Genomic DNA, 12,599 nt, shown 5'->3' with positions numbered 1-12,599 from the left:
AACGCCGCCATCGAGAGCTTCTTCAGCCTCCTGCAACGCAGGCGTTCTCGACCGCCACCGCTGGACCAACCGCGAGGAACTCCGAATCGCGATCGTCACCTGGATCGAACGCACCTACCACCGCCGACGCCGCCAAACACGACTCGGCAGATTGACCCCCATCGAGTACAAAGCCATCATGACCCAGACCGCCACAACGGCGGCCTGACCTGCTGTCACAGAGTCATTCAGCAGCCCCCGGTTTCGTGCGGATGCTGTTCGAGTCGCACCGGGGGCACCAAGTTGACCTGGCGTCGTAGCCGACGACAGAGCGACCGCCGTAGCTTCCGGGGAACCCAGTCCTGTCAGGACAGTACTGGCGAGGTGGGTGGCATCGGCGGCGCTCGATGGGGCGCGGCCCTTCGGGTGGACCACGCCCCGCGGCGCGTGTTCTCAGCTAACCGGCGAGTCCGCAGTCAGGGAGACCTCCGCGCTGCGGCCGCCGAGGTGCCGGGCGAAGTGCCGTTCGATCGCGCGGTGCAACAGGATCTGGTTCTCCGGGTTCTCGAAACCATGGCCCTCGTCTTCCGCGACCAGGTACTCGACGGGTACGCCACGCTCGCGCAGGCGGGCGACGATGTTGTCGGACTCGGCCTGCACGACGCGCACGTCGTTGGCGCCCTGTGCGACGAGCAACGGGGTGCGGATCCGGTCGACCATGGTGATCGGCGACCGGGCCAGCATGTCGGCCTCCTGCTCGGGAATGTCGGGATCGCCGACGTAGCGGTACCAGTTGTTGACGTTGAAGGCGCGGGTGAACGGCGGCAGGGTGCGCATGAAGTTGGCGAGGTCGGAGATGCCGACGTAGTCGACGGCGGCGGCGAAGCGGTCCGGGGTCACGGTGACGCCGACGAGAGCGGAGTACCCGCCGTAGGACCCGCCGAAGATGCCGACGCGATCGGGATCGGCGTAACCACGGGCCACGGCCCAGTCGACGGCGTCGATCAGGTCGTCGTGCATCGCCCTTGCGAACTCGCCGATCGCGGCGGTGACATGCCGTCTCCCGTAGCCCAGCGAACCCCGGAAGTTCACCTGCAGCACCGCGTAGCCCCGATTGGCGAGAAACTGCACCTCGCTGCTGTACTCCCACGCGTCGTACCACCAGGGCCCACCGTGCACCACCAGCACGAGCGGCAGGTTCCGCGGCTCGACGCCGACCGGCAGGGTGAGGAAGCCGTGCAGGGGCAGCCCGTCGCGGGCGGGGAAACCGACGGGTTCCATGGCTGCCATGGTCTCCGGGTCGCGGTCCGGGTGGGCGCGGAACAGCAGCCTGGCGTCCCCGGTGGTGTGGTCGTAGAGCCAGGTGACGCCGGGGTCGCGGTCGTGGGTGAAGGTGGCGATCCAGCGCTGTCCCGAGTCGTCGCAGGACAGGGTGTCGAGCACGCCGTCGGAGAGCTCCCGCAGTCGGGCGTACACCTCGGCGAAGTGCGGGTCCAGGACCTCGATGTGCGGGCGGTCGGCGACGAAGCGGGCGGCGAGGATCTCGCCGGTGTGCGGGTGCGTGTAGACCGGGGGCGGCAGCACACCGGGCAGCACCGTGCCGCTGATGTCGAGGTCGTGACCGTCGACGGCGGCGACGACGGTCTCCTCGCCGGTCTCGTGGTCGATGCGGACCAGTCGCAGGTCGTCGCCGTCCTGGTAGGACCCGATGAGCAGGCCCTTCCCGTCTGCGGTGACCTCCTGGGGCTGGACGCCCACCGGGTGTTCGGCCCCGCCGAGGCGGCGCAGCAGCCGTGCCCGCCCGGTGGTGGCGTCGATCGCGGAGACCTCGACGGTGCCGTCCGCGGCGAGCTCGGTCCGGAACCTGAGCTCACCACGACGGTCGAGCAGGAAAGCGGCCGTCGGGTCGTCCTGCTCCCGGTGCAGGCTCGTCTGACCGGTGGCGACGTCGATCCGGAAGGTGTCGAAGAACATCGGTCGCTGGTTCATCGTGACCAGCACGGTGCCCGGAACCGACGGCAGCGGCTCCGCACCCACCACCCGTGAACCGGGGTCCATCGGGGTGAGGTCGACGGCGGGTGCGTCCGGGGCGTCGAGGTCGACGCGGTGGAGGTGCCAGTCCTCGTTGCCGTCGGTGTCCTGGAGGTAGAGCAGCCAACGGGGGTCGTCGGTCCAGTGATACGTGGTGATCCCGCGGCGGGCGTCGTGGGTGACCGGGACGGCGTCCTCGTGGGACTGGTCGATGCCGCGGATCCAGACGTTGCGCCGGCCCCGGTGCGGGGCGAGGTAGGCGATGCGGGTGCCGTCGGGCGAGATCGACGCGTTCGCGAACCGCGGGTCGGCGAAGAACGCCTCGAGGTCGATCAGTGGCGGTCGCTGGTCGGTCGGTCGTCCGGTCATGTTCACTCTGCGCTCCACTCGGCTCCGGCACACACGCTTCTCATCACCGATCGAACACCCTGCCGTCGCGGCAGGGTCAACCGTGGCGCCCCGGTGACCTCGGCCACGTACAGGTGGTTTCGTCGTCCGCAAAGCCGGCGATCAGACGTCCACACGGCACGTTTCGGCACGTGCACCGGGATTCCGGCTACCCGGCCAGGTGATCCTGGACGAACGGGCACAACGCCGCCTCGGGTCGCCGCGTCCTTCCGGACATGACATCGATACTCGTACGTTCAGCAGCGACGATCGCGGCGGCCGGTGCCGCACTGGCGATGACGGCCGTCCCGGCGAGCGCGAACGCCGACGTGGTGACCGAGGTGAGCGAAGCCGACCGGGCCGCCGCCGTGGACTACTGGACACCGGAACGAATCAAGCAACTGGGCGCCGATGAGCGTCTGGCTCCCGCGGAGAAGATCGCGACGGAGTGGGAGGGCGCCCCTCCCCCGGGTCTCGGCCGGCTTCTCTACACCTCCGAGCCGGGTGCCGACGGGTCCTGCACCGCCACCGTCGTGCCGAGCCCGACGAACGACGTGGCCTTCACCGCTGGCCACTGCCTCAACGGCGGGCTGATGCCCGACGACACACCGGTGAACATCACCAACGTCGTGTTCGCGCCCGCCTTCGACGACGGAACCGCGCCGCACGGCATCTTCCCGGTGCGGGCGTTCGCCTGGCCCGACACCTACGGCGGCCCGATGGCATCGGCCGACGACGACGCCGTGATCGCCGTCGATCCGGTGGACGGCAAGCACGTCGCCGACCTCGTCGGCACCCAGGACATCTCCTTCGACGAGGTGCCCTCGCCGGTGGACAGCACCATCGTGGGCTACCCGGTGTCGCGGCTGGCCCGCGGCGAGTCCCCGGTGTCCTGTGCGCTGCCCGCCACGTTCAGGTCGAACTCGGTCTACTCCTCGTGGAGGTCCGACTGCGACATGGCGGGCGGTTCGAGCGGCGGGCCGTGGCTGCGCGACTTCGACCCGGCCACCGGCAAGGGCACGATCTTCTCCGTCACCAGCAAGGGGACGGTGAACTCGGACGGCACCACCGAGGATCTCAACTCGGCCGCGTTCACCGACGCCGTGCGGGGTCTCTACGAACGGTCCGGACAGCTCTGATCCGCTGTGGAGGCTCCGCGGCGGCTCCGCCCGCGGGGCCTCCACCGGGACGGCCGGTTCAGCCCTGCGGCTGCTTCGCGGCCTGCAGGCTTCCCGCGGGCAGCCGGTCGGCGCCCCAGCTTCGCTCGATGTAGCCGGTGATCCGAGCAATGTCCTCGGCGGGCACGCTTTCCGGTTCCGCCCGTTCCAGCGGGTCGACATGGAAGATGTAGAGCCGCGAGGCGAACTGGTCGAACGGCAGCGATGCCTCGCCGAACCGCTCGCCGTTGCCCGCGGTGGAGACCACCACGCCGTCGCCCCAGTCCTGACCGCTGTCGTTGTTGGGGTTGAAGAAGTACACCCGCATGACGTCCTGCGGGTCGGGCGCGACGCGCAGGATCGTGATCGCGTGCCAGCCGACGTAACGGGCCGCGCTGTCGGTGACGGCGACTCCGGCGGGCTGCGGATGGACCAGCGGTTGCCCACCGTTGTAGGACGGGTGGTAACTCGCGTGGAACTCCCGGAGGAACCCGTCGAGGTCGATCAGGTTGCCGGTCTCGACGTCGACGTTGATCCGGAACCCACGCGAGGCCCACCAGCCGTGGAACTCGGGGTTGACCCAGCGGTGCGGGTCTCCCGGCCTGCCGACGCAGCGCCGTCCCATCTCGGCGTAGATCCGGTCCAGGTGCGGCACCACCAGCAGCGAGACGGGGTCCAGATCCGTCGGCAAGGAGGTCGCGACACCGGCCGCGCTGTCCTTCGACGAGATCGGCTGTCCTTCGAAGTGCATGATGATCTCGTCGTCCCGGGCCGCCCACACCACCATCTGCAGCAGGTAGTCCGGGTCGTTGTACGCCCACATCGACAGCGCGCGGGCGGACTGGCAGGTCGGGTTGTCGCCCTGCCCCACGCCGAGCGGCTGCCCGAGCATCGACAGCACGCCCGCGATGAGCCGTGCCTCCGGCCCCGGCTGGTCGCCGAATCCGGTGATCAACCGCTCCCGCGCGGCCGGGGACAGTTTCAGGGCGAGCTGGCGCCACAGGGCGGGCGCCACCGGCGGTTCGTACAGGATGCCGCGGTCGAGCAGCAAGGCAAGGCCGTACACGCTCTGCGCCGTCTCCGGATGCACGGCCTCCTCGATCAGCCGGTGCACGAGATCGCTGAAGCGCAGCAGGCAGTTCCGGCCGGTGTCGGAAAGGCCGAGCGCCTCGCCGAGCAGATAGTCGCTCTCGCCGCGCAGGAACCGGAGCAGCTCCGCGTGGTACGGCGACACCAGACCGGTGTCGTGCATCGCCCTGGCGAACCCGGTGGCCTCGTACTGCAGGCCACCGGTGTCCATCGCCTCCAGCCGGGAACGGAAGACCTCCATGCCGGGGTCCTCCCGGCACGCCTCGGTGGTCCCGAACAGGCTGGTGATGAGCCGGTCGATGCCCTGCCCGGACGACGCGCCCAGATCGATGTCGGGATCGCCGCGGTAGATCGCGATCCGGGTGATCAGCGACTGCACCGCCTCGACCTGGATCGGACGCTGGCGCAGGATCCGCCAGATCTCGTCGACCAGCTTGTCCAGGACGGTGTCGTAGCCGATCTCGTCGGCGAGGTGGCGGAACAGGTCGCGGATGAGCTGCGCGATCCGGCCCTGCCGGGTCCGCTCCGCCTCGTTGGGCGGGGTGAACAGCAGTTCCAGGTTCATCGCCAGCACCTGGGACAGGAACTGGCGAGCGTCCTCGGCGGACAGCGTCGGGTGGGCGAAGTCGCCCCGGGCGACGGCGAGCATCCGCAGTTCGCTCGTCGCCTCCATCACGACGGTGTCCGCGTCACCGCTGCGCAGCCCGGGGCCGACCAGCGCGGGGATGAGGATCTCCGGCGAGGCCCAGTCCGTCTCCTGGAAGAGACCGGCCTCCTCCAGCGCCTGCGCCCGCGCCTGCACCGCCGCGGCGCCACCCGGCTGCAACAGCACCCGGCGCAGAGCCTCCAGTACCCGTCGCAGCTTCGCGTGCTTGCCGAAGTCGCGGGTCTCGGCCATGGCCCGGGTCGCGTCGTCGAGCGAGACCACCCTCTTGTCCAGGGTGGTGGCCTCGGTGGTGACGTCGGCGGTCGGTTTCAAAGGCTTTCCTCGGGTAGGTCTCCTGCGTCCACGCCGGGCGTCAGACGTAGAAGTCGAGCTCTTCCTGCTTCTTCAGCAGGTCACGCATCCGGTAGGGGTCGTCGCCGAAGAAGTACAGCAGACCCCAGTGAGTGCCGAACGCGGTCCTCTTCGTGACCGTCTCCTCCAGTGGCGCGGAGAGGTCGTGCGAATCGTAGTAGTCGTCGTCCTCGGTCTCCTCCGGGATCTGCAGTTCGCTGACCACCCGGCGGCGCGGGTAGACGCCGAAACAGCCCGCGACCCCGGACGCGCCGACGACCTCCTGCGGGAAGAAGGCGTCGATCTCCTCCTCCGTGGTCTTCGGGTCGAAGGCCAGCACCAGCCCCTGATAGGCATTGAAACCGTATGCCCGTTCGAGCAGTTCGAAAACCTTGAAGCCCGGCGGCCGGTAGGCGACCTCGCCGAAGTACATCTCCCCGTCGCTGGTGACGAAGTACTCCGGGTGCACGAAGCCGAACTCGATGTCGAAGGTCTTGATGAGCTTCTCGATCTGCGCGGTGATCTGCGGCCGGTACCTCTCCAGTTCCGGGGTGGCGGGCACGAACACCGAGTACCCGAGGGTGACGTACTCGGAGATGTTCAGGAACTTGATCTTCCCGTTGTGCACCCAGGCCTCGACGGCGAACTCCCAGCCGTCGAGGTGCGACTCCATCAGGACGGGGAACTCCTCGTCCGGGATCGTGTCGACCTCGTCCGGGGTGCGGATGACGCGGTGCCCGAGGCAGCCTGCCTTGTCGAAGGCCTTGAGATGGATCGGGTCGTTCGGGTCGCCGTCGAGCTTGAGCAGGGTCTGGTTGACGCGCTTGAGGAAGCGGATCACGTCGTCCCGGTCGTGGGCCTCCTCGAAGATGCCCACCCGGATGCCGCCGAGCTGTGCCCTGCGCTTCATCAGCGCCTTGTCCCGCAGCAACATCGCCTGGCCGAACAGACGCGGGTTGTCCAGCAGGACGGAGTTGATCGCCCCGGCCCACTCCACGGTCTCCTCGAACAACGGGATCGCGACGTCGACGCCCTCCTTCTGCAGCGTCTCGGCGATCTCCATCGAGCGGTCGTTGAGCCGCTCGAAGTTCCACGGCACGTACGGGATGCCGTGTTCGGAGCAGTACTCCTCGGCCCAGTCCGGGGCCACGACGACATATCGCCGGTCGAACCGGTCCAGAGCCTCCACCGCGTTGAGACTCCAGCCAAGAAGCGCTACGTATCCCTTGTCCGGGTTCTTGGTGGCCGGTTCGGGCTGCGGCATAGACCGTTCCTCCATCGTTCGGGCGCGTCCGGTGTCGGCGGCGCGGGCGGAACCAACCGTACCCCCGGGGTGTTTCCCCTGCGTGCTGACCGGAACCGGGTGATGACGTTCCGCTGCCGGCCCTGCACCGAGGGTTTCGCTACCGGTCAGCCCGGTGGCACCGCCAGAGCTGGCACCTCGGCCGTTCCGGGTCGCGAACAGCCTCCCGCGTGGCCACCCGGACGGACCAGCGATCGGGCCCGATCCCGCTCAGGTGAGAGTGGCCACGACGTGTGCGGCCGCTTCCGCCAGTAGCGCCTCCTCGTACCCGGCGTCCCTGGTGGCCTTGCTGGACATGGCCGCGATGACGAGCGGGGCGGAGCCCGGCGGCCACACGATCGCGATGTCGTTGACGGTGCCGTAGTCGCCGGTCCCGGTCTTGTCGGCCACCACCCAGTCGTCCGGTACGCCGGCCCGGATGCGCTTCGCCCCGGTGGTGTTGCGTTCCAGCAGGTCGCGCAGGAAGTCGCGACTGCCTGCCGGGAGCGCTTCGCCGAGCACCATCGCCCGGTAGTCGGCGGCGAAGGCACGCGGCGAGGTCGTGTCACGCGGATCGCCGGGGATGGCCTCGGTGATGGCGGGCTCGATCCGGTCCATCCGGGTGACCGTGTCGCCGAGACCGCGCGCGTACTCGGTCAGCTCGGCGGGGCCGCCGAGATCGCGGACCAGCAGGTTGGCCGCCGTACCGTCGCTGTACCGGATCGCGGCGTCGCAGAGCCCGCCGATCGTCATCCCGGTGGCCACGTGCTCTTCGGTGACCACGGCGCTCTTCAGCAAATCATCCTCGGTGTAGGTCACCACGGTGTCCACATGCGACGGCGGGTTCCGGCTCAGCACCGCCGCCACCGCAAGGCCTTTGAACGTCGAGCAGAATGCGAACCGCTCGTCGGCGCGGTACTCGATGGCGGACCCGCTGCCGGTGTCCAGCGCGTACAACCCGAGCCTGGCGTCGAACCGCCGCTCCAGCTCGGCCAGCCGTTCCCGGCCGTTCCCTGGCTCTGGCACGGACGCCGGCGCGGACGGGGTGCTCGACGACGAGGCCGGGGCTGGAACATCGGACGCCGGACGCCCGGGCGCCGAGCATCCGGCCAACGGCAGAAGTGCCGCCACTGTCAGGAAACGACGCCGGGTGATCGCCGAACGCTCTGGTGTCAAGGATTCCCTCCCCGGTGCCTCGCCGAAGATAGCAAGCCCACGGGAGAAGCCGTTCGCCGAGCGCGACACGTGAACGGGAAGCAGCCGGAAGCGGGGCGGAGCCGGAGGTTCCCGGCCCACCCCGCCACACCACCGGGGGATCAGCCGCGCAGGAAAGCGCTCAGCGCCGGAGCGATCTTCTTCGGTGCCATCACGACGGCGCCGTGGTTCAGCCCGGGCAGCGTGTCGTGGGTGGCGTTCGGCAGCACACCGACGGTCGCCCGCGCGGCGTTGTGGAATCCGTCCGGGCTCTTGCCACCGGTCAGTACCAGGGTGGGCACGGCGGCGCCCGACCACTGGGCCGCCCGCAGCGGTGCGCCCTGCTGGGTGTCGCCCATGACGGCGATGTCGTACGGCAGCGTGTGCGCGAGCTGCTTGAGCTTCGACCACTCCCCCGGGACGATCCGCATCATGTTCACCATGAAGGCGGGCATTCCCTGTGCCTTCGTCATGAAGTACTTGACCGCGTCGCCGCGCTTGCCGTCGGCGAGCAGCGAACCGATGTGGCTCGCGAAACCCTTGGGGGGCCCGAAATCGCCGTCGCCGACGACGAACGGTGGCTCGTAAAGGGCCAGCCGCCCGACGTTCAGCCCGGCGGCCGTGGCCCGCAGTGCGAGCACCGCACCGGACGAGCTGCCGAAAACCGACGCCGAACCGCCCGCGTGCTCGATAAGCGCCGCGATGTCCTCGATCTCGCGATCGACCGCGTAGGCGGCGGCGTCTCCGCTGGCACCCCGGCCGCGGCGGTCGTAGTTGATGACGGTGAACTGTTCGGCCAGCAGCGCGGTGAGTTTCTTGGTGTCGGACCGGTCCGCCAGTGCCGAGGCGACCAGGATGACCGCGGGCCCGGAACCGTGCTGCTCGAACGCGATCTTCGTTCCGTCCGCCGAGACGACCGTCGTGTTCACCGGTGTCGCCGTGTGACTGGTTGCAGACATGATCTTTGCTCCGTTTCCGATGTTTCGCGGTCTGGTTGGTCATGAGACGGCGTCTCCGCCGAAAAGGAATCGGTCGCGTCCCGGCTGATCACGATCAGCGTGACCGGCTCGTGGCCGGTGTTGCGCAGCACGCGCAGTGAAAGCCCGGCGAAACACAGCATCGCGCCGCGGCCGAAGCCGCGCGACGCGCCGTCCGTGGTCTCGAGTTCCAGCTCGCCTTCGGCCACCACGATCATCGCGTCCCGCCACTCGGCCGCCCGGTAGGCGCGGTACTCGCCCGGCCCGAGCACGATCTCGCGACGGCGGAAGCCGGCGTTCACGACAGCACCAGCGGGAGCCCGAACGCGGCGAAGTGCCGCGGGCTGAACGAGGTGACCGCGGTGATCCGGCCACGGTCGATGGTGAGCACGTCGAGTACCTGCGCGCGGAACTCTCCCGAGAGGTCCCTCGTCTCCTCGGCGGTGGGGTGCGCGACGTAGTGCGCGACGGCCGGTTGCAGGTTCGCGCCGGTGACGACGCTGCGCCAGTTCCCGTGGTACCACTCGGATTCCGGGTCGAAAACCTGCTCGGTCAGGTTCAGCAGCGCTTGCTTTCCCACCAGCCACGCCGGGTAGGGCGGCATCGTCACCCGCACGTCCTCGGCCAGCAGCCCGGTGAGCGCACCGAGGTCGGCGTTCTGGTGCGCGTCGACGTACCGGCGCAGCAGCACCCGTTCGCTCGCGCTCGGCTCGCCCGCGGGTGCCCAGTCCTCGCGCCGCGGCGGCAGGTGCTCCTTCAGTGTGGCTCTGGCCCGTTGCAGCGCGCTCTTCACCGACGCGACGCTGGCGCCCAGCAGCGCGGCCGTCTCGGTGGCGGGCCAGCCCAGCACGTCCCGGGTGATCAGCACCGCCCGCTGCCGCGCGGGCAACTGCTGGATCGCCACCAGGAACGCCAGTTCGATCGTCTCCCTGGCGACGGCCGCCGCGGCGGGCTCGCAGGCGAGATCCGCGGCCGGGTCCAGCAGGCCGTCCGGAACGGGTTGCAGCCAGGACACCTCCGGCGGCGGGCGGACACCCGAGGCGGCCTCCGCCAGCGGCGGCACCCGGTACGGGCCCGGTGTGCGCTTGTTCCGCTCGATCAGGTCCAGGCAGCCGTTGGTCGCGATCCGGTACAGCCAGGCGCGGAAAGTGGAGCGTCCCTGGTATGTCTCACGCCGCCGCCACGCCCGCAGAAAGGTCTCCTGCACCACGTCCTCGGCGTCGTCGTACGAGCCGAGCATCCGGTAGCAGTGCACGCGCAGCTCCCACCGGTACCGCTCGGCGAGTTCGGCGAACGCCCGTTCGTCGCCCTCGCGCGCCGCCGCCACCAGCACGGCGCCCTCGTCGTCCGCCACCGCCGCCTCCTTCGCGTCCCTGGCACCACCGACAGTGGTGAGACGGGCGGCGCCGGCGAAAGGAATCGAACTGTTTCCGCAGGCCGATCCGGAGCCCGTCGAGGAAAGCGTAGCCACGAGCCACCGGTTCGGGCACCGGTCCGGCGGCCACTGAGCACAATGGGAGAAGTCGGCTCGCGGTCAGTCCGTCTCGGCGAACGCCTCCGCGAACTGGGCGGCGTACAGGCGCGAGTAGGCCCCGCCGGAACGCAGCAAGGTCTCGTGGTCGCCCTGTTCGACGATCCGTCCGGAGTCCATCACCAGGATGACGTCGGCGCCGCGGATCGTGGAGAGCCGGTGTGCGATGACGAAGCTGGTCCTTCCCTGTCGCAGGGAGTTCATCGCCCGCTGGATCAGCACCTCGGTTCGGGTGTCGACCGAACTGGTCGCCTCGTCGAGGATCAGGATCGCCGGTTTCGCCAGGAACGCCCTGGCGACGGTGATCAACTGTTTCTCCCCGGCGCTGACCGTGCCGCCCTCGTCGTCGATCACCGTGTCGTAGCCGTCCGGCAGGGTGCGCACGAACCGGTCCACGTGCATGGCCTCGGCGGCGGCGATGATCTCCTCGCGGGTGGCGCCGTCCGCGCCGTAGGCGATGTTCTCCGCGACGGTGCCGCCGAAGAGCCAGGCGTCCTGCAGCACCATGCCGGTCTTGGCGCGCAGGTCCTCCCGGTCCATCTCGGCGATGTCCACGCCGTCGAGGGTGATCCGCCCGCCGTCGAGGTCGTAGAACCGCATCAGCAGGTTCACCAGCGTCGTCTTGCCCGCACCTGTCGGGCCGACGATGGCCACCGTCTGACCCGGGTCGACGTCCAGCGTCAGGTCGTCGATGAGCGGGGTGTCCTCGAGGTAGCGGAAGGACACGTCGTGGAAGCCGACCTGGCCGCGAACCCGGTCGATCCGCGCCGGGGTGGCCGGTTCGGGCTCCTGCTCCTCGGCGTCGAGCAGGGCGAAGACACGCTCCGCGGAGGCCACACCGGACTGCAACAGGTTCGCCATCGCGGCGATCTGGGTGACCGGCTGGCTGAACTGCCGGGAGTACTGGATGAACGCCTGCACGTCGCCCAGTGACAGGTTTCCGGAGGCGACCCGCAGCGCGCCGATCACCGCCACGAGTACGTAGCTGAGGTTGCCGACGAACATCATGGCGGGCTGGATGAGCCCGGAGATGAACTGCGCCTTGAAGCTGGCGGTGTACAGGGTCTCGTTGTGCTCGGCGAACGTCTTCTCGGCCTCCTCGCGGCGGCCGAAGACCTTGACCAGCGAGTGACCGGTGTACATCTCCTCGATGTGCGCGTTGAGCGTTCCGGTGGTCGCCCACTGCCGAATGAACTGCGGTTGCGCCCTTTTGCCGATCTTCGCCGCGATGAACACCGACGCGGGCACCGACAACAGCGCCACCAGCGCCAGCAGCGGCGAGATGACGAACATCATCGCCAGCACACCGGTGATCGTGAGCAGTGAGGTGACGATCTGCTGCAGGGTCTGCTGCAACGACTGCGCCAGGTTGTCGATGTCGTTGGTGACCCGGCTCAGCACCTCGCCGCGCGGCTGGCGGTCGAAGTAACTCAGCGGCAGCCGGGCGAACTTCGCCTCCACCTGTTCGCGCAGGTCGAAAACGGCCCGCTGGACCAGGTTAGTGGTCAGCCTTGCCTGTGCCAGCGCGAAGAAGGACGCGCCGATGTACAGCGCGAGGACGAGCATCAGCACCTGGCCGACGGCGTCGAAGTCGATCCCGCTGCCGGGCACGATCTGCATCGGGGTGAACATGTCCGCCAGCGTGTCCTGGCCATCGGCGCGCAGGCCGGCGATTACCTGCTCCTTCGACGCCCCGGCGGGCAGCCCGCTGCTCGCCACACCCGCGAAGATCAGGTCGGTTGCCTTGCCGAGAATTTTCGGTCCGATGACGGTCAGCGCCACGCTCGCGGCACCGAGGACCAGAACGCCGGCCAGGACCAGCCGTTGCGGTCGCAGGAGACCGAGCAGGCGGCGCATCGAGCCGCGGAAGTCCAGTGGTTTCTCCGCCGGCACGCCGCTCGACATCGGACCGCGCGCCTGCGGGCTCGGTCCGCGTGCGGGAACGGAGCGTTCCCCGGCGGTCGGTGTCGAGGTA

Annotated in this window: 9 protein-coding genes; 1 reads left to right on the top strand and 8 read right to left on the bottom strand. The window is 69.3% G+C overall.

All coding sequences use genetic code 11. From position 1 onward, the window contains the following. Positions 1–432: 432 nt before the first annotated feature. Positions 433–2,379 carry an alpha/beta hydrolase family protein gene (locus CFN78_RS16375; protein WP_094863795.1) on the bottom strand — a complete coding sequence of 649 codons (1,947 nt, stop codon included), beginning with the start codon at positions 2,377–2,379 and terminating at the stop codon, positions 433–435. A 254-nt stretch (positions 2,380–2,633) separates the two neighbouring features. Here CFN78_RS16375 and CFN78_RS16370 point away from each other — a divergent pair, with 254 nt between their 5' ends. Continuing rightward, positions 2,634–3,536 (top strand): trypsin-like serine peptidase, encoded by a 903-nt coding sequence (locus CFN78_RS16370; RefSeq protein WP_240519495.1) that lies wholly within the window; start codon positions 2,634–2,636, stop codon positions 3,534–3,536. Between the two features lie 58 nt (positions 3,537–3,594). On the opposite strand, the gene CFN78_RS16365 is transcribed toward CFN78_RS16370, so the two are convergent. The 7 genes from CFN78_RS16365 to CFN78_RS16335 all read right to left on the bottom strand — a co-directional run bounded on the left by CFN78_RS16365 (position 3,595) and on the right by CFN78_RS16335 (position 12,529). Then, positions 3,595–5,622, bottom strand: coding sequence for a hypothetical protein (locus CFN78_RS16365; RefSeq protein WP_094863685.1), 2,028 nt, complete (start codon positions 5,620–5,622; stop codon positions 3,595–3,597). Positions 5,623–5,662: 40 nt separating this feature from the next. Next, positions 5,663–6,904: an ATP-grasp domain-containing protein gene (locus CFN78_RS16360; protein ID WP_094863684.1), complete on the bottom strand. Its 1,242-nt coding sequence runs from the start codon at positions 6,902–6,904 to the stop codon at positions 5,663–5,665. A gap of 249 nt (positions 6,905–7,153) precedes the next feature. After that, on the bottom strand, positions 7,154–8,077 hold the full coding sequence (gene bla, locus CFN78_RS16355) for a class A beta-lactamase (RefSeq protein WP_420807895.1): 924 nt from the start codon (positions 8,075–8,077) through the stop codon (positions 7,154–7,156). Between the two features lie 161 nt (positions 8,078–8,238). Beyond that, on the bottom strand, positions 8,239–9,075 hold the full coding sequence (locus CFN78_RS16350; RefSeq protein WP_094863682.1) for an alpha/beta fold hydrolase: 837 nt from the start codon (positions 9,073–9,075) through the stop codon (positions 8,239–8,241). Next, positions 9,042–9,395, bottom strand: coding sequence for a cupin domain-containing protein (locus CFN78_RS16345; RefSeq protein ID WP_094863681.1), 354 nt, complete (start codon positions 9,393–9,395; stop codon positions 9,042–9,044). Before CFN78_RS16345 ends, CFN78_RS16350 begins: the two co-directional genes overlap by 34 nt. Beyond that, positions 9,392–10,447, bottom strand: a complete 1,056-nt coding sequence (locus CFN78_RS16340; protein ID WP_094863680.1) for an RNA polymerase subunit sigma-70 — start codon at positions 10,445–10,447, stop codon at positions 9,392–9,394. Before CFN78_RS16340 ends, CFN78_RS16345 begins: the two co-directional genes overlap by 4 nt. A gap of 180 nt (positions 10,448–10,627) precedes the next feature. After that, complete coding sequence (locus tag CFN78_RS16335; RefSeq protein ID WP_094863794.1) at positions 10,628–12,529, bottom strand: ABC transporter ATP-binding protein; 1,902 nt, start codon at positions 12,527–12,529, stop codon at positions 10,628–10,630. Positions 12,530–12,599: the final 70 nt, after the last annotated feature.

Origin of the sequence: Amycolatopsis antarctica, from assembly GCF_002262875.1 — a bacterium.
Taxonomy (GTDB): Bacteria; Actinomycetota; Actinomycetes; order Mycobacteriales; family Pseudonocardiaceae; genus Amycolatopsis; species Amycolatopsis antarctica.
This window is presented reverse-complemented; position numbering and strand designations above follow the sequence as displayed.